The 18,835-nt window shown below is 34.4% G+C and carries 12 protein-coding genes; 7 read left to right on the forward strand and 5 right to left on the reverse strand.

What is annotated here, in order from left to right:
- The 5 genes from ABYT26_RS15465 to ABYT26_RS15485 form a co-directional block, all read right to left on the reverse strand.
- The coding region (locus ABYT26_RS15465; protein ID WP_372755521.1) for an FAD-binding protein at positions 1-257 on the reverse strand (257 nt) is incomplete at its 3' end.
- Positions 254-898: a ferric reductase-like transmembrane domain-containing protein gene (locus ABYT26_RS15470; protein WP_372755523.1), complete on the reverse strand. Its 645-nt coding sequence runs from the start codon at positions 896-898 to the stop codon at positions 254-256. The genes ABYT26_RS15465 and ABYT26_RS15470, both read right to left, overlap by 4 nt.
- Before the next feature lie 2 nt (positions 899-900).
- Positions 901-1,116: a ferredoxin family protein gene (locus ABYT26_RS15475; RefSeq protein ID WP_372755525.1), complete on the reverse strand. Its 216-nt coding sequence runs from the start codon at positions 1,114-1,116 to the stop codon at positions 901-903.
- A gap of 259 nt (positions 1,117-1,375) precedes the next feature.
- A complete protein-coding gene (locus tag ABYT26_RS15480) occupies positions 1,376-1,762 on the reverse strand; it encodes a hypothetical protein (protein WP_372755527.1) in 387 nt (128 codons plus the stop codon).
- A gap of 526 nt (positions 1,763-2,288) precedes the next feature.
- Entirely contained in the window at positions 2,289-3,779 is a 1,491-nt protein-coding gene (locus tag ABYT26_RS15485; RefSeq protein WP_372755529.1) for an acyl-CoA dehydrogenase family protein, read from the reverse strand.
- A gap of 469 nt (positions 3,780-4,248) precedes the next feature.
- On the opposite strand from ABYT26_RS15485, the gene ABYT26_RS15490 reads away from it, so the two are divergent.
- The 7 genes from ABYT26_RS15490 to ABYT26_RS15520 all read left to right on the forward strand — a co-directional run bounded on the left by ABYT26_RS15490 (position 4,249) and on the right by ABYT26_RS15520 (position 18,793).
- Entirely contained in the window at positions 4,249-6,162 is a 1,914-nt protein-coding gene (locus ABYT26_RS15490; protein ID WP_372755531.1) for a prolyl oligopeptidase family serine peptidase, read from the forward strand.
- A 727-nt stretch (positions 6,163-6,889) separates the two neighbouring features.
- A complete protein-coding gene (locus ABYT26_RS15495) occupies positions 6,890-8,137 on the forward strand; it encodes a radical SAM protein (protein ID WP_372755533.1) in 1,248 nt (415 codons plus the stop codon).
- Positions 8,138-8,141: 4 nt separating this feature from the next.
- Complete coding sequence (locus ABYT26_RS15500) at positions 8,142-10,103, forward strand: GNAT family N-acetyltransferase (protein ID WP_372755535.1); 1,962 nt, start codon at positions 8,142-8,144, stop codon at positions 10,101-10,103.
- Positions 10,104-10,694: 591 nt separating this feature from the next.
- A complete protein-coding gene (locus ABYT26_RS15505; protein ID WP_372755537.1) occupies positions 10,695-11,408 on the forward strand; it encodes a FadR/GntR family transcriptional regulator in 714 nt (237 codons plus the stop codon).
- A 189-nt stretch (positions 11,409-11,597) separates the two neighbouring features.
- Positions 11,598-14,648, forward strand: a complete 3,051-nt coding sequence (locus ABYT26_RS15510; protein ID WP_372755539.1) for a SusC/RagA family TonB-linked outer membrane protein — start codon at positions 11,598-11,600, stop codon at positions 14,646-14,648.
- Between the two features lie 24 nt (positions 14,649-14,672).
- A complete protein-coding gene (locus ABYT26_RS15515) occupies positions 14,673-16,250 on the forward strand; it encodes a RagB/SusD family nutrient uptake outer membrane protein (RefSeq protein WP_372755540.1) in 1,578 nt (525 codons plus the stop codon).
- A 287-nt stretch (positions 16,251-16,537) separates the two neighbouring features.
- A complete protein-coding gene (locus tag ABYT26_RS15520) occupies positions 16,538-18,793 on the forward strand; it encodes an alginate lyase family protein (protein WP_372755542.1) in 2,256 nt (751 codons plus the stop codon).
- The last annotated feature ends 42 nt before the right edge of the window (positions 18,794-18,835 follow it).

Here is an 18,835-nt window from a genome sequence, read left to right on the forward strand (position 1 = left end):
CCTTTCGATACTACTAATGCTTTTGCTCCAGCATCGTGGGCTTTTACGGCTGCAAATAAACCAGCCATTCCGCCTCCGATAACCAAAACATCTGCCTCGTTTTCGAGGTACTCTAATGCTTCCGGATCGATTTCGAGTTTGTTGGTAGCCCATCCGGCTACGCCCATGGAAGCCAGTGTTGCCATTCCTAACGCTCCGCCTGCTAATCCCATGAATTTGCGACGAGTCATTTCGTTTGAGTTATTTGTGTTGCTCATTTGGTTTCTCCCGATGGTTTTGATGATTTAAATAAATAGGTTTTCAAGAGCAGTAGTACACCTAATCCTGCTAAAGCAATGATGTATATTCTCATGCTGGAGTTGATGTGCCGTCCTAAATCTATGACATGCCAGGCAGCAATAATCAGAAAAGCAATGGATAATATTCCATGAAAAATTCTCCAGGTTTTGTAAGTCATCCCAATATGGTTTCTTAGCAATGAAGTAATTCCGATCACTACCATTAAACACCATGCTATCATTCCTAAAATCACGCCAGTGCTATTAAAACTTGTGATAATGCATGTGAAAGCATCGATTGGATCTACTCCTGCCTCAAAATATCTGGGTAGAACAATTAAAAAAGGATGTACAAAAAGAATAGTGACGAAGGTATAGCCAATAAATTTGTGGTATTTAACGACCTTACTCATTTTGTGAGCCTTTAAGGTATTCTTGTTGCTGCGAGCCAAATAAAACTGGGCTATCATCATGCAAAATGCAAGAATTGTTACCACTGAAATAGTTTCTTTTAAGCTGCTGCGTCTGGGGAAATCTCCAAGGGCCCAAAAAAGAATTGGCAATCCTATAAAAATGGCAATGGCCACAATGATGTTGTATGTTCTGATTCTTTTTTCCATAATTACCCCCATGAAACGATTACAGGTATTGATTTTTCCGGTGATATTGTAATGGCATCTACCGGACAATACATTCTACATAAGTGGCAGATTTGACAATCGGCCGGATATTTAATAATGGCTTTTTTTGTTTCCGGATCCAGGCGAATTACGTCTGTAGGACATGTCGTCACACACGTGCCACAGCCTATGCATCCGTTTATACTTTCTATTGACATCTTTTAGTTATTTAGACAATATTTATTATAAATCTTTGTGAAGTAAGATAATTCAATAATAAAATGGAAAAATGTTCTATTAATAGCCGTTTTTTATCGACGAATAAAGAGTTTTAAACATTTAGTGTTCAATTCTATTTTTTTTAGTGAAAGAGCGTTTGTGATCGTAGATCAAATAAGTAGAGGTTGGGTAAATTTTCAAGTATAAAAAAAGAGACTATCAATTAAGATAATCTCTTTTTCTCGTTTGTTTTCGATCTTATTTTTGAGGACCTTTCTGGGGGGCATTTTCTTCCATATAATCCTCAAAGCCTTCTTGTTGTTCCTCAGTTAAGAGAGCATTTACCTCTTCTGTAAAACTTGATTCCAACTCTTCCATATCTTCTCTACTTGGTCTTCCTGCACTCATTTTGTCTTCAACTGCTTCAAAATGTTCTACAAAAAGATCATAAATTTCAGAACTTTGATCTTCATTCAATTCCAAGCTAGTTGTTAATTCAGTAACCATCGTTTTAATTTCAGATGCAGTAGGAAGTGATGGTGGTCCTTGTTGTCCTCCTCCTCCTGGCTGAGCTTGTACTGTTTTATTACTTAGCAGCATGATAACTGCGATTGCAAATAAAGATGTTACTTTGATAATCCCCATGATATTAATTATTAGTTAAATGAATTATTTCTAAGTTATTTCTCAGTAATCGTATATTGCGCTAAAACTACAAAATACCTTAGAGATATGTTTTGTTTTTTTTAATGATGAATCAAAGAAATATTTTTTTGGTGCGCAAAGAAAAAGCAATCAATGAAATCTAAAATTTCATCTACGAATTTGTTTATTCCCTCTATATTGTTTTTGGGATTATAATTTAAGGGGTTAAATAAAAATATCTGGTAGTAGGCTTTATCATACTTAGTAAATTTCTATTTCGTCCTAGTTGTATTCTTCGTTGTCATTATTTTTAAATAAAATATTACTATGTTATTAGTATTGAGTGTTTGATCAACTACTAAGTTTTTTTGTAATGTTTTCAGTATTCTTTTCTTTAACAGGGACTAAAAAGAAGAAGGCTAGTCTCAATAGATTTTACAATGTTTAAGGCACATTAAAAAAGCCATCATTGTGAAATGAATTTCACAATGATGGCTTTTTTAAAACTAATTAGACACTATTCTACTTATGAAAATTCAAGCCAAGAACTTGCGTTTTGGTAATCTTCAATAGTTGTAACATTACTATTATTATGGTAAGAATATATTAGATTGTTTACATCTTGAATTATCGATGCCAAGCAGTTTTCAATTAAATCTTTTCGAAATCCTTTTTCTCCTAAATTGATGACCAAACCGGCAGACACAATTCTTGCTATTGTTTTTCCTAAATCAACTAATTTGCGTTGCGGTAAATCTGTAGTCAATGTAAAATCTGTTTGCTTTTTTAAATATTCTGATGCCTTTTGGGTTAATTCAAATTTTTTCAGAAATTGAAACAAATTGAACTCTTTTTTCTTTTTCATGAGTTTGATAAGCATCTCTGAAATTTGTGTATAGAGCATTTCGTTTGCTCCTTCAAATATTTGAAAAGGGCGACTGTCTACAATTCCTCGTCCTCCAATATGGCTCAATCGATAACCTTTTGCTCCAGATAGTTGAACCAAAGTTTGCGCCGATTCCTGCATCAAATCTGTTACTGTTGTTTTAATACTATTCGCTTCGATTCCATCGTTGGCTAAATTATTCTCAATTCCACTTTTTTCACTACTCCGGGAACAAAATGCAGAGCATATGGTAAATGCGCTTTGAATTTTTGAAATTTGAAATTGTACTTGATCGTATGAAATTAAATTTTTTCCGGCTACAATTCGATTTTTACACTGTTCTAGCGCTTCATCCATCATCCTTTTGATAAAGCCAAGGCCCATTCCAGGAAATTGCATTCTGCTACGATGTAAAATATCCAACATCATCTTAATTCCCGTAGTTTCGGGTTGTAATTTGAATTTTTTAGGGATTTGTAAGTCTAGTTTATTTCTCCCGTAGGGAATCATGTATAAACCTAAATTATCGTAGTATTCTTCAACAATCACCTGTTGATTTTTTTGGCTTACATCACAAATGAAAAAGTCAATATCGCGGCTTAATTCGCCATTTTGATTTTTTTGGCGCGAAGTAATTAACCAATAGTCAGCCAAACCTGTAAGTCCCTGCCAGTGTTTGGTTCCCTTAATGTGAAATTTGTTTTCTTCTTGAGTGTAGGAGGTTTGCATATTTAATGCACCACTGCCATATTCGGGTTCTGTAATCATTAAACCTCCCATGTTTTGTTTGTTTAAAAAGCGATGAAAAATGTCTTTTTTCACAATTTCATTCGCGTACTTAGAAACAGGTTCTAGAAAGAGACCTATGTTGATTCCAAAAGTGAGCGATAAAGGAAGTGATTCGTAGGCTGAAGAGGCAAGTATGCTCAAGCATTCTTTTACTTTACCACCTCGACCACCATAGTTTTCAGGAATGGCTACCGATAAAGGGTTTCCCGACATTACTTCACGCATAACTAGGGAAGGTAAGCCTCTGTTGGCACTAAATTTATTGATGTCGTCACGTTCGTGAAATACAGACTTAAGCGTTTTTTCGAAAGCCTGCAAGTATTCAGAAAAGTTTGTACTCATGATTTTTTGATCTGATTAATTTAATTAACTCCAAGAATGGAATTGATTTTTGAGTGAAAACCCAACTTCGTATTCAAATATTTGATATCAATTAGGATTTAAACCATATAAAAATAAGCTATTTAAACGAATAAATAAGACTAATATGTCTTTTATTATAGACCAAAGAGGATTAACAGGTTAGTAGGTAATGAAATTGCCTTTCATTTAGATAAATGAATTAGTGTGGTCTTTATAGATTAGTTCTTCAAATATAAAATCTTAAGTTAACTTAATTTAAATAAATATCACCTCGTAATCAATGTTTTGCACATGTGTTAGGTTTTGTTTTGGCTTTTAAACTTTTAGAATTAACTGAGACTCATAAGTGTGTGAAGTCTTTATTAAGATGCTTTTTTTTTTATTGATTAGTTTAAAATAAAGTCGTAATTTATAGGTCAACATTTTATTCATCATTAATTTACTAGCTATGAAAATTAAAATCACACATTTGTGCATTCCCATTTTGGCACTTTTTGTTTTTTCCTGTAATCCTAAAGAAAAAAAAATGGAACGTCCTCCTAAAATAGCATTAGAGGATTTCTTTAAAAATCCAGAAAAAACTTCTTACCAAATTTCACCTGAGGGTACAAAGTTTTCTTATCGAGCTCCTTATCAGGATAGAATGAATGTTTTTGTGCAGGAAATTGGTCAGGATGAGGCGGTTCAAATTACATTTGAAACCGATCGTGATATTGCAGGTTATTTTTGGGCCAATGACAATCGTATTCTATACCTAAAAGATGATGGAGGAAATGAAAATTTTAAATTGTATGGTGTTGATATTGATGGTGAGAATTTAGTTTGTTTTACGGATTTTGAAAATGTGCGTACGGGTTTAATAGATCGCTTGGACGATATTTCTGATGAGGTTATTATTTCCATGAATAAAAGAAATCCTCAGGTTTTTGATCCTTATCGTTTAAATATTGTGACTGGAGAAATGACAATGCTCTATGAAAATCCGGGGAATATTTCTGGTTGGCTTACCGATCATGATGGGAAATTGCGCGTTGCGCTTGCTGTTACCGATATGGTGAACACAACAGTGCTGTATCGAGATACCGAGAAAGATGCTTTTAAACCAATTCTAACAACCAACTTTAAAGAAAGTCTGTCGCCTCTTTTCTTCACCTTTGATAATAAAAAATTGTATGCAGCTTCGAATATTGGTCGCGATAAGTCGGAGATTGTAATTTTTGATCCGGAAACGGCAAAAGAGACAGAAGTTTTGTTTGCAAATGATCAGGTTGATGTGGGAAATTTGGCTTATTCTAAAAAACGCAAAGTGATTACCAAAGCATATTATACAACCGATAAGGTTCATTATAAATTTTTTGATGAAGAAAGTGAAAAAATGTATAATAGGGTGAAAAAAGATTTGCCCGATTATGATTGTTATTTTACTAGTACGAATACCAACGAGGATAAATACTTGATTCGGACCTATAGTGATCGATCATTGGGTGCTTACTATTTATACGATTATGTTACGGATGAATTAAGCCTGATTGGGGAGGTGAGTCCTTGGATGAATGAGGACCAAATGGCTCCTATGAAACCTATTCAATATACAAGTCGAGACGGTTTAACCATTCATGGCTATTTGACTTTGCCTGTCGGGGTTGAAGCTAAAAATCTTCCAATGGTTGTTAATCCTCACGGTGGGCCATGGGCTCGGGATGAGTGGGGATTTAATCCTGAGGTACAGTTTTTAGCCAACCGTGGCTATGCAGTTTTACAAATGAACTTCAGAGGATCCACAGGTTATGGTCGTGAGTTTTGGGAAATTTCTTTTAAACAATGGGGACAAAGTATGCAGGATGATATTACAGATGCTGTTCAGTGGGCCATTAATGAGGGAATTGCTGATAAAGATCGTGTAGCCATTTATGGTGGCAGTTATGGTGGTTATGCGACCTTAGCAGGCTTGGCGTTTACGCCCGATTTGTACACTTGTGGTGTTGACTACGTCGGCGTTAGTAATATGTTTACTTTTATGAACACAATTCCTCCTTACTGGGAGCCTTATCGCCAAATGTTTTACGAGATGGCTGGTGATCCTGTAAAAGATAGTGTGATGTTAGCAAAAGTATCTCCTGCCTTGCACGCTGATAAAATTATAGCACCCTTATTTGTTGCTCAGGGAGCTAACGATCCAAGGGTTAATTTGGCCGAGTCAGATCAAATGGTGGAAGCCATGAGGGCTCGTGGTGTTGATGTGGAATATATGGTGAAAACAAACGAAGGACATGGATTCCGTAATCAAGAAAATCGTTTTGATTTTTATAGGGCAATGGAAACATTTTTGGGAACCCACATGCTAAATGAGAAAATAGAATAGATTTTAGAGAAAATAAAGTAATAAAGGATCGTTTTAAGCAATTGGAATGATTCTTTTTTTTGAATGCAAATAGGTGAATTAGTTTGGAAGGGATTATCTCGTTTAGTAGTTTTTATTAGGTGAAAAAATCGGTTTATTTTAGTTGGAATGACTGTTTCTTCATAATCATATTTTGACAATTGTTGGTTTGGCTATGGTTTGTTAATGAATGAATAATATAGGCCATCGATAAAATTATTTTTAGGCTTAAGGTTTATTTTTGTTTTAATTTAGTTTGTTTTTCCTGATTTACTTAGAATAATTAGCTTGAATACATGGATTGTTCAGATGTGGGTAGAAATGGAATAGGCGGTAAGTAGCTAATAATTAGCGAGAAGTGTATTGGTGTTTTCTTTGTGTTCGATGTTGAGAAGTGTTGTTAAAATAATTTCATTTGTTGTTTGATATTAAAAGTTAAAAACTACATTTATGTGGTTGATTTGATGTGAGTGGTGCTAGTTTTGAATTGATAATTTTTAGCGTTTAATTCTTTAATAGAAACAAGTTTTTAGATTCTATTTTCATGTAATTATGATAATAAAAAATCAATAAATACAGTGTAATAAACATTTTCTTAAAGTAGCTGTTTGTTCATAAATTGTTGGATCTATTTAAGATGTGATGTTTAGTTTGTTTCATGTTGAATGTTTTTTTTATATAAAAATAATATTATCTAATAATAATCGCAATGGAATCTTATTTTCATTCTTTAAATGAACTTGTATCGAAATGCAAGTTGGAGTTTTCTGTTTATCCAGAAATTAGATGGATCAATTCTGCTATAGTAGCAGAGGTTCAGGAAAAAAGAACAGCATTATTATCTGCTTTGGATGGAAATTTGCTTTTTAAAAATACAAAACCATACTATAATCAGATTTCCAAAGGTTGTCAATATTGTGGTGTTGGTCTTTGGTCTTGTTTGTTTGTAACTGGTAAATGCAATGGTTCTTGTTTTTACTGCCCAGCACCGCAAGATTCTTTAGATGATGTTCCGACTACGCAAGGTCTTTTTTTTCCTACAGCAGAAAGTTATGCTGAGTATGTAAATCATTTTAAATTTAAAGCGGTTGCTTTTAGTGGGGGAGAGCCTTTATTAGTCGCCGAAAAAGTACTTAAGTATTTAAAAAGGATACGTAAGGTTTGTCCGCCCGAAACTTATACATGGATGTATACCAATGGAATTTTGGGCACTGAAACTATTTATAAGAAGTTGGCAAGCTTGAATTTAAACGAAATTAGGTTTGATATAGGTGCGACAGCTTATAGTCTTGATAAAGTGAAGTTGGCAAAAGGGATCATTAAAAACATAAGTATCGAGATTCCTGCAGTTCCAGAAGAAGTAGAACGATTAAAGTTGCTTCTTCCTGAAATGGTGAAGCTAGGTGTTAGTAATTTGAATTTACACCAGCTGAGGTTAACGCATCACAATGCAAAGCATCTTTTAAAGCGAAATTATACTTATATCCCAGCCGAAAAACCTATCGTTTTAGAATCGGAATTGGCAGCTTTGGAACTTATAAATTATGCTAAAGGAAAAGGCATACAAATAGGGATTAATTATTGTTCATTTTATTATAAAAATAGATTTCAGCAGGCGGGATTTAGAAACCAAATTGCCAATGCTTTGGCCGACTCGAATGATGTGATTACTCAAAGAGGTTTTATTCGATCCATAAATAAGGATTCTATTTCTTATGAAACAATGCACCTGTATAATTCCGAAACAGCTCCTGTAGGTGCTAAAAAATTAGATTTAAATTTTAAAAAATATGCTGTTACACGAAACAGAGAATGGCATCAGCAAATAGAGAATGTAGAAATGAATCATGAAATTAATAATTTGATTCTTAGTGAGCCTAAACAAATTCCTGAAGATCTGGATTTGTTTGATATCTGGAAATATGAATACATTGAGAAAGATTTGAGAGATTTGTAATAGAATGGAACTGAGAATTTACAGAGCGGACCAAAACGATTTTGTTTTTTTAAAAAAACTTGAGAAAATATGTTTTTCAAGTTGTCAACAAATGGCCGAGCGAAATTTAAGACACTCTTTGCACAGTAAGACGCGAACTGTTTTTGTTGCCAAAATAGATGATAAAAAGGGAGATCTTCAAGTTGGAGCTCTTATCATTCATCGCTATAAGAAAAGTGTGCGGATTTATTCTATTGCCATTCTTCCAGAATACAGAAAATGGAAATTTGGAAAGAAGTTGATGGAGTATTCTATGGATTTGGCCAAAAAAGAAGGTTTTGAACGAATCACTTTAGAGGTAATGGCCTCAAATAATTCATTGATAGATTGGTATTTGCAGTTTGGGTTTCAGAAAGCTAAATACTTAAAAGATTACTATGGTAGTGATGCAGATGCTTGGCAAATGAGCCTTACATTAAAAACTAACGAGGATAGACGTAAAGAAAATTTAATTGTTTTGGAAGGTTCAAAACATTCTTTGGTCAATATCGATAATGTTAGAATAGTCTCTGCAAAAGAATATATTTCTTCGGGTAAATATCAGAAGTTGAAGAATGCTCGGGTGTTTAATTTGTGTAATTCATATAAGTACCAGGGAGTTGGTTATTATGTTTCTTTGCTTGCAGCAGCAAGAGATCATCGGGTAATCCCAAGTGTTACAACCATTAGTGATTATCAAAACACTTCTGTAATAAAGACTTTATCTTATGAATTGGATTTATTGATTCAGCAAAGTTTTAATGACGTAAAAGACAATAAAGTACTATTGACAATTTACTTTGGACAAACAGAGAATTATTCTTATAAGCAGTTGGCTTCAAGTCTTTACATGCTTTTCGAATCTCCTTTATTGCAAATTAATTTTACCAAAAATGGGAAGTGGCAAATTGCAAAAGTCTATCCTCTAAGTCTCGATAAAGTTAATGACGAGGATATGGCTTTCCTGGAAAAAGCAATGTCCCATTTTTTTTCACGTAAGCGTTTCGTGATTCCACGATTAAAAAGTTATCGTTATGATCTTGCTATTTTGGTAGATCCAAAGGAGGTGAATCCTCCGTCCTGCACCAAGGCCTTAGATCGTTTTGTAAAGGTGGCTGATAAAATGGGTATTTATTGCGAATTTATCAGTAAAAAAGATAGCAATCGAATTTGTGAATTTGATGCTTTGTTTATTAGAGAGACTACGAGTGTAAATAATCATACTTTTCAAATGGCTAGAACAGCTTATGCCGAAGGCTTGGTTGTTTTAGATGATCCATGGTCAATCTTACGCTGTTCTAATAAAATTTTTCTTTACGAGCGAATGCTTTTAAATAAGATAAAAATGCCTTATTCTAAAGTCCTTTCGAAAAAGGAATTTAAGCAGGGTAAAATTTCAGACGTAGGATTTCCTTTGGTTTTAAAGCAACCTGATGGTTCTTTTTCTTTAGGAGTGAAGAAGGTAAATGATGAAAAGGAATTACAGAATGCCTTAAGTGAACTCTTTAAGACTTCAGAGTTGGTTATTGCTCAGGAATATATGCCTTCACAGTATGATTGGCGTATTGGAATTTTGGATAATAAACCATTATTTGCTTGTAAATACTATATGGCCAAAGGTCATTGGCAAATATATAATTGGGCAGAGCAAAACAAGGGAGTTGATGGTGATTCGGAAACCCTGGATGTAACCAATGTACCATCGAAGGTTATTCAGGTGGCCACAAAAGCAGCTTCCTTAATGGGCGACGGCTTGTACGGTGTAGATCTGAAAGAAATTAATGGTGAGGTATTTTTAATTGAAGTGAATGACAATCCAAATATTGATTATGGAATAGAGGATCTCATTTTGAAAGATGCTTTGTATGAAAAAGTAATAGATTCCTTTGTTCGACGAATTGAATTATCGAAAGATATGTCGAAATATGTATCGGCTGATCCAATATAAACTGAATTAGTAAGAATTCTAAGTTAGTCTTTCTTCTTTAATTTCATAGGTGTGTCCTTTTTGGATTTATCTGGCGGGAAAAATGGTTGGTTTTTTCTCGAGCAGATGATTCCATTGAAATTTGAAAAACAGAGAAGAGTTTCTTGTAGCTTTTTCCGACTTTGTACCTAGTTAATAAGTATGATCTAATCCACCTAATCCAAGTAAGGAAATGAGGTAGATTAGATTTTTTTATTAACAATATTTTCTGTTGGTATTTAGGTGGAAAGTGGGAATTGAAATATTGATGTAAAATCTAATGTATAGAGCGTATTTTGGGTTAAAATGAAAAATTTGAAAATTGGTTGACCAGATAGATAGTGTTCTATTTTCGATAAAAAAACAATAATTTTAATATTTTAACAAAAAAAAACAAAAAAAAACAACTTTTCGAAATCCTTTGCATACCCAATAAAAGTGGGGTGTAGATGGCTGTGTGAATTCTTTCGAGCTATTAGTTAACGTAAATTTATTTTGAGAATTTGAAAAAAGTTGTAACTTTGGTGCACCAGTTAGAGGACGAGCAGATGCTAGTCGACTGAAAGCTAAAATATGGAAATATTAGAAAGTTTTAAAGCAATAGAAGTAGAGAGTCCGGTGGATAAAATTATTCGTCAGATTAGAGACTTGATTATTTCAGGTTACTTAAATGCAGGAGATAAATTACCATCAGAGAGAAAGCTGTCTGAGAAGTTTGGAATTGGGCGTACTCATATTCGAAATGCAATTAAAAAATTGGAGTATTTTGGAATCTTAACAACGCTTCCTCAAAAGGGTGTTATTGTTAATGGCGCCGATATGGTGGCTATGGAAGGTTTAATCACTAATGTGATGAAAATTGAAAGTCCTGATTTTCACTCTTTGGTTGAGACTAGATGTTTTATGGAGGTATTTTCGGCACAAAATGCAGCTGTAAGAAGGACTGCAAACGATATCGAAAATATGGAAAAAGCACTTTTTGCTTTTGAAAACAAGGTGAAAAAAGGTTTACCAGCCGAGCATGAAGATTTTGTTTTTCATTTAAAAATTGCAGAGGCAAGTCATAATTCTGTAATTAAAACCTTGATGTTAATTGTTCTTCCTGACATTCTTGAAATTTATCGTAGAGAACATGTTTGTGTTGCTTCGGGATCTGAAAAATCTATACTAGAACACGAGAATATTTTAAAGGCTATAAAAGAACAACATTCGGATGTGGCTTCGAAATATATGCAGGAACATCTTAATGATGTTCTTGAATTTAGCAGAAAAAAAAATAATCTCTGATTTTGATTGTTGTTACTGTTTTTCGCTTCAGTAACAACAGTCAAATGACAATCAAATAGGAATCAATTTAATTTTGAATGCTTTTCATGTTGAAGTCTGTCGGATTGGGCCCTTGACTATAATTTCAAACTTGATGAGTGTTTTGTTTTAAAATCTAATAACTAACTAATTTTACTAAATTAAAGTGGAATGAAAAGAAAAATCCTAATGCTAATGATATTATTAACAGGGTTTTCCTCTTACTTGTTTGCTCAGCAAACGATTGAAGGAAATGTTGTTGATAAGACAGACAACTCGCCTTTGATAGGTGTTAGCGTGTATGAAAAAGGTACAACGAATGGTACTGTTACCGATTTTGATGGTAATTACAATTTAAGTGTTGCGGGAGCAGAGAGTGTCTTGGTCTTCTCTTTTGTGGGTTATACTTCAATTGAACAAGTCGTTGGATCGACAACTTCTTTTAATGTGATTTTGGAACCCGATACAGAAAGCCTAGAAGAGGTGGTTGTGGTAGGTTACGGAGCTCGTAAAAAAAGTGATGTAACAGGTTCTGTGTCTTCGGTTAAGTCTAGTGAGCTGACGTCGTTTCCTGTGTTGGATGCAGCACAAGCGATTCAAGGACGTGCAGCTGGTGTAGTTATTCAATCGAATAATGGTGGCGAGCCAGGTGCTCCTATCGGTATAACAATTAGGGGTAATACTTCTATTAATGCTAGTAGTTCTCCACTTATTGTTGTTGATGGTTTTGTTGGTGGTAATATGCCTCAGGCAGCTGATATTGAATCCATGCAGATTTTAAAAGATGCATCAGCAACTGCTATCTATGGATCTCAAGGTGCAAATGGTGTTATTTTGGTAACTACAAAAAAAGGTGTATCAGGAAAAATTACTGTTGATTTTAGTGCTACCTATTCAGTTCAAAAAACAGCTAATAGTTTAGATCTGTTAAATGCTTCTGAGTTTTCTGATTATCAAAATCAGATAAGAACAAATCAGGGTAATAGTACTGCTTATACGCAAGGTGCTTATGATACGGATTGGCAGGATTTAATCTATACAACAGGAAGTACTCAGAATTATAGTGTTTCTATTTCTGGCGGTTCTGATATTATTAAAGCTTATGCCTCTGGTTCTTATTATAAGCAAGATGGAATTGTTATTAATTCTGATTATGAAAGAGTGTCATATTTAACAAATGTTGATGCACAAGTAAATGATAAGTTAAAAGTAGGTTTAAGTTTATCCGGAGGAAAGAGTGAAAAGAATGGTATTGCTACACAATCTGATGGTTCTGCTACAGTAGGTAGTGATGATGTTATTTCTTTGGCTATGAGATTTGCTCCAGATAAGGGAATTTATAACGAAGATGGATCTTACAGTACCAATGATCAAATTGGTGACGAAGTTGATAACCCTTATGCTGTTGCTTCTGAAAGAATTGATGAAACTGAAATCGAAAATTTTAGAGCAAATGCTTATTTGAACTATGAAATATTAGATGGCCTATCTTTTAAAACAACCTTTGGATTAAGTACTGAAAATGAGTTTCAAGGTATTTATATTCCAAGTACATTAACAATTACTTCTGGTGGTGTTGATGGAAGAGCGATCGTTTCAGAGGACAAAGAAAAAAGTATGCTGACTGAAAGTTACTTGACCTATGAAAAAGAACTTGGACCAGGTAAATTAACTGTGTTGGCAGGTTTTTCTTATCAAAAATCAACCGATAAAGGAATTTACTCTGAAGGTACAGGTACTATTTCTGATTCTTTTTCATACTATGGATTATGGACTGCAACAAGCTTAATCAATGGAGGAGATGGAGATATTTATGTAGAAGAAACTGAAATTCAATCTCAATATGGTAGGGTAAACTACGATTTTAGCGATAAGTATTTGGTTACTGCCACTGTTCGTAGAGATGGAGCTTCTAACTTTGCTGCAAATGAAAAATATGCTATTTTCCCTTCTGCAGCTTTGGGTTGGAAAGTTACAAACGAAAACTTTATGAAAGATTTTGAAGATGTTTCAAATTTAAAAATGAGACTTAGTTATGGTGTAACTGGTAATCCTTCTATTGATGCTTATCAATCCTTAGCTAGCTATTCAAGTGTATATGCTTCTAGTAACGGGGAAACAGTGAATGCTGTTACACCTTATCAGGCTGCTAACCCAGATCTTAAATGGGAATCATCTTACCAAACAAATTTGGGTGTAGATTTAGGCTTATGGGATAACAAAATTAAGTTGACTTTCGATTACTATAATATCGATACGAAAGATTTGATTATGGTTGATAATAGTATTCCTGATTATTTCGGTTACTATAATGATGAAACACTTACCAATGTAGGTGAAATTAATAATGAGGGAATTGAAATATCTTTGAACACTCAAAATATCGTAACTGATGATTTTAGATGGTCAACAGACCTTGTTTTCTCTAAAAATAAAAATACAGTTGTGGCCCTAGTAAATGGTACTGACTATTTCGGTAGTGGTGCTCCTAGTTACTTTAGTGTGAATAATAACTACATTCTAAGAGAAGGTGAAGAAGTTGGTCTTTTCTGGGGTTATGATTATGCTGGAGTGTATCAAGGTGGTGATCTGCCAACTGGTACTGCTTTACAGACATCCTCAGACGTTACTGGTGGAGAACCATTATTCTACGATTTAAATGGAGATGGTGAGATTGGTTCAGAAGATGAAACCATAATTGGTAATCCTAATCCTGATTTTACTTGGGGATTGACTAATAACTTTACGTATAAGAATTTTGATGTAAGTATTTTCTTCCAAGGTTCTCATGGTGGCGATATCTTCAATATGACAAACGTACAGTTGTATAATGGAGATGCGAATACTACTAAAGACTATTATAACAATGCATGGACATCTTCGAATACAAACACAGATGATCCTAGAGTTGGAAATGGAAGTTTTAGAGAAATGTCATCTCGTTTTGTAGAAGACGGTAGTTATGTTAGATTAAAGAACGTTTCTGTAGGTTATACTTTGCCTTCGTCTATACTTGAGAAATTTAACCTTGTTAATGCTCGTGTATCTCTTAGTGCTCAGAATTTAATTACATGGACAGATTATTCAGGTTTAGATCCTGAAGTAAACTACTACGGAGCTAGCGGTGATAATGATACTTCGAGCAATACTGTTCGTGGGTTCGACTTCGGTAATTATCCAACAGTAAAATCCGTAAGTTTTAGTCTTAATTTAACATTTTAGTAAGGATTTAAAAAAACAGATAAAATGAAAAAAAATAAATATATATTCTTATTGATGATCGGATTGTCAATGGTAGGATTGTCAATGACGGGATGTTCAGATCTAGAAGAAGATCCTGTAGGCCTTTTATCTCCTGATGGTTTCTTTCAAACTACAACAGATATTCAAACAGCAGTTGATGGAGCTTTAACCCATGCAATTAATGAAGAGGTTTGGGGAAGAAAACTTTCGATAGCTCTTATGCTGCGTTCTGATATGGTGGATTTGGCAACTACTCAAACTAGAAGGGTTGAAATGAACGAACACACTATTACAACTGATAATGAAATGGTGTATGATCCTTGGACAAGAATTTGGTTAGGAATTTCGGCTGCCAATACTGCAATATCAGGTGCTGAAGATGTTGATGTGAGCGACGAGACTAAAAATCCTGTTACAGCGCAAGCTTATTTCATAAGAGCGTTTTACTACTTTCATTTGGTAAGATTATTTGGAGATATTCCTTATTTCGATGCTCCAATTACCGATACTGAGGCAGCAGCATCTGTTGAGTTGACTTCGGAAGCTGATGTGTATGCACATATTATTTCCGATTTAGAGTATGCTGAAACCTGGTTGCCAGAAACGGTAGCATCGAGAGCAATCCCTTCTAAGGGTGCAGCTAGTTCTTATTTAGCATTAGTTTATTTGACTATGGCTGGAAATGATTCAGGAAGTGAGTATTGGCAAATGGCTTTCGATAAAGCGGAAGAGGTGATCAATAATGCTACAACTTACGAAATAGCATTAGATGATGATTATCAAACTCTATTCAATGCTAATAAAATTGATGCCTCTAATGAACCAATTTTTGCATTGGATTATAATAATGTTGAAGCAGATGATAATGCTTATGACCAAACAGCACCTATGACTGGGGTTAGAGGGGATATGTCTGATTATGACGATGATAGTGATGATAACGATGGGGGTTGGTCTGTAGCCGTTCCTGCCATGGCTGTTTACAATTCATTTGATGCAGCAGATTATAGAACAGGTGTTTGTTTCCAAACCGAAGCAATGATTAATGATGAAATTGTTGATTATACTGAGTTTACCAATAGTGGAAATTCCGCTGCTTTAAATCAACCTTATATTGCCAAGTATACTCGTTATCCTGGTGAGTACGCAAAAAGTAATAAAAGAGCAACAAGTCATAATTATTCAATGCTACGTTATGCAGAAGTATTGTTAATTGCTGCAGAAGCGGCTGTTGAAATTGGTGATAATGCTTCAGCACTTACCTATGTTAATATGGTAAGAGAAAGAGCTAGAAGAGGCGGTGAATCTACATCGGGTGGTTATGAAGAAGTTACAGTAGCTGCTAGTTCTGTTCCTGCAGATCTTACTGGAACCGTTACTGTTGCTGATGTACTTGAAGAACGTAGAATTGAACTAGCCTTTGAGTGTAAAAGATGGTACGATATTAAGAGAAGACAGCTAGGAGATGAGGTGTTTAGTGCTTCAGGTTACGAAGGAGAGAAACCATATTGGAGTTCTTCTGAGGATTATGATACACCATTTCCAGAAGATGAGACAGCAGTAAACGCTAATTTAAATTAGTAATGATATAATTATAGTGTGAATTAGGAGTCCATGAATCAATTTATGGACTCCAACACTACTCTTAGATTTTTAATTGTGATTTTACCTTTTACCAAAAGAGCAATGGTTGCATTCCTTTGTACATTTTTTGTTGTTTTTTTACTCTTTCAACTCAAGAATAAATAGTTATACACTATCATTTTTTAACGAATACGGTATTGGTGCATTGAAAAAAATACAGACTGCACCTGATGCAGGGAAATCTGTTTAAATAGATATAAAAACAAAACATACTTTATTAGATCATGCATAAATTTAAGATACATATTCTTTTTTTATTTTTTATTCTACTCAGCTGTAGTGTACATTCTCAAACTCATCCCAATTTAATTCTCACCAAAAAGGGAGTTGCTGATATAAGAGCGGAATTAAATCAATTACCACTTTTACAATCGTCGGTTCAGCAGGCTATCGATTTTGTGGATGGTGAAATGCTTAATGGGATAGATGTTCCTGTGCCTAAGGATATGGCAGGAGGTTATACTCATAATTGTCATAAGAAAAACTATTCATTGATGCAAAAAGCAGGTGCCTTATTTCAAATTACTCAAGATGAGAAATATGCAGCTTACGTTCGTGATATGTTAATGGAATATGCCAAACTGTATCCAACATTAGGATTACATCCCGCGAACAGATCTTATGCTCCTGGTAAAATCTTCTGGCAAAATTTAAATGATGCCAATTGGTTGGTATACACTAGTCAGGCGTACGATTGTATTTACGATTGGCTGTCGGCAAAAGAGAGAAAAAAATTAGAGAAAGATCTTTTCCGTCCTTTCGCAGATCACTTATCTGTTGATTCTCCTCAATTCTACAATAGAGTTCACAATCATAGTACTTGGGGTAATGCAGCTGTTGGAATGATTGGTTTTGTGATGAATGATAAAGAATTGATTGATCGTGCATTTTATGGATTGAAGTCAGATAATATAAAGGCAGATCAAAAGGATAATGATGGCGGTTTGATTAAAATGCCTGGGCAAAATCAGGCTGGGTTTTTTGCACAATTAGACCATTTGTTCTCACCTGACGGTTATTACACAGAAGGCCCCTACTACCAAAGATATGCCATGTATCCTTTTGTTATGTTTGCAGAGGCAATTGAAAATAATCGTCCGGATGTGAAAATTTTTGAATATCGAGATAACCTTTTGGTGAAGGCTGTTAATACTTTGTTGAATCTTACCGACGTGAATGGTTTGTTTTTTCCAATCAACGATGCTCAAAAAGGAATGTCTTACCTGTCAAGAGAATTAGTTTCCTCAGTTGATATTATCTATCATTTCGGTGGTCAAGATTCAGGATTGCTTTCTGTTGCTCAAAAACAAGGACAGGTAATGATTGATGATAGTGGCCTAGCAGTTGCTAAAGCAATTAAGGAAGGAAAAGAAAAATCTTATCAAAAAAAATCGGCTAATTATAAAGATGGAGCTGATGGAGAACAAGGAGCTTTGGGAATTCTCAGAGCAGGAAAGGGTGAGAAAGAGCTTTGTCTTGTTATGAAAAACACTTCCCAAGGAATGGGACATGGTCATTTCGATAAGCTCTCGTTTTCATTGTATGATGATAAAGGGGAAGTTTTACCTGATTATGGTGCTGCCAGATATGTGAATATTGAGCAGAAGTTTGGTGGAGGATATCTACACGAAAATAACACTTGGGCCAAACAAACAATAGCTCACAATGCACTTGTAGTTAATAGGATATCTCATTTTGGAGGTAAAACAGATATTGGAAATGAATTCCATTCTGATCCTTATTTTTTCGATTCTGATCGTGAAAATATTCAAATAATTAGTGCCAAGGAAAATAATGCTTATCCAGGTGTTAAAATGCACAGAACTTTAGCCTTAATTAACGATGAACAATTCGAAAAACCATTGTTGCTAGATGTGTTTCGAGTAAACTCGGATTCGGTTCAGGAATACGAATTACCTTACCATTTTATGGGCCAGTTGCTTTCTACTAACTATGAATATCGACGTCCTGAGGTTTTATCTAAAATGGGAGATTCTAATGGATATCAGCATGTTAGATTAGAAGCCGAAGGACAGGCAGATGGCAATAATGCAAAAATAAGCTGGTTTGTGAATGATCGTTTTTATTCTTTAACAAGTTATGTGAGTCCTGAGGATAAGTTGTTGCTTATACGCTCCGGAGCAAGCGATCCAAACTTTAATCTTCGAACAGAACCTGCTTTTGTAATTCAAAAAAACAAAAAGAAAAATGCAGTGTTTGCTTCTGTTGTTGAAGTTCATGGAAGTTACGATAGAATTACTGAATTTGCTGATAATGCTTTTAGTAGTATCTCTAAAGTTGATGTTTTAGAAAATACAGATGATTATACTGCTGTTAGTTTTGAGGATGTTAATGATAATGAGTGGATTTTGATTATTGTAAATACAGATGCTTGTAAGGAAAGCAAACATCAAGTAAAAGTAAAAGGAGTTGATTATCAGTGGAGTGGAGCTTATTATTTCATTCAATCTAAACGGTAAAAGTTAGTAAGAAAAATGATTTTAGTCCTTCTAAAATCAATA

Source organism: Labilibaculum sp., from assembly GCF_041595635.1.
In the GTDB taxonomy this organism is placed as follows: Bacteria; Bacteroidota; Bacteroidia; order Bacteroidales; family Marinifilaceae; genus Labilibaculum.

Bases quoted from the DNA above. Each gene is read 5' to 3' on its own strand.
- ABYT26_RS15520 (WP_372755542.1), top strand. From the start codon at position 16,538: ATGCATAAATTTAAGATACATATTCTTTTTTTATTTTTTATTCTACTC.
- ABYT26_RS15490 (WP_372755531.1), top strand. From the start codon at position 4,249: ATGAAAATTAAAATCACACATTTGTGCATTCCCATTTTGGCACTTTTT.
- ABYT26_RS15500 (WP_372755535.1), top strand. From the start codon at position 8,142: ATGGAACTGAGAATTTACAGAGCGGACCAAAACGATTTTGTTTTTTTA.
- ABYT26_RS15505 (WP_372755537.1), top strand. From the start codon at position 10,695: ATGGAAATATTAGAAAGTTTTAAAGCAATAGAAGTAGAGAGTCCGGTG.
- ABYT26_RS15470 (WP_372755523.1), bottom strand. From the start codon at position 898: ATGGAAAAAAGAATCAGAACATACAACATCATTGTGGCCATTGCCATT.
- ABYT26_RS15515 (WP_372755540.1), top strand. From the start codon at position 14,673: ATGAAAAAAAATAAATATATATTCTTATTGATGATCGGATTGTCAATG.
- ABYT26_RS15485 (WP_372755529.1), bottom strand. From the start codon at position 3,779: ATGAGTACAAACTTTTCTGAATACTTGCAGGCTTTCGAAAAAACGCTT.
- ABYT26_RS15475 (WP_372755525.1), bottom strand. From the start codon at position 1,116: ATGTCAATAGAAAGTATAAACGGATGCATAGGCTGTGGCACGTGTGTG.
- ABYT26_RS15480 (WP_372755527.1), bottom strand. From the start codon at position 1,762: ATGGGGATTATCAAAGTAACATCTTTATTTGCAATCGCAGTTATCATG.
- ABYT26_RS15510 (WP_372755539.1), top strand. From the start codon at position 11,598: ATGAAAAGAAAAATCCTAATGCTAATGATATTATTAACAGGGTTTTCC.
- ABYT26_RS15495 (WP_372755533.1), top strand. From the start codon at position 6,890: ATGGAATCTTATTTTCATTCTTTAAATGAACTTGTATCGAAATGCAAG.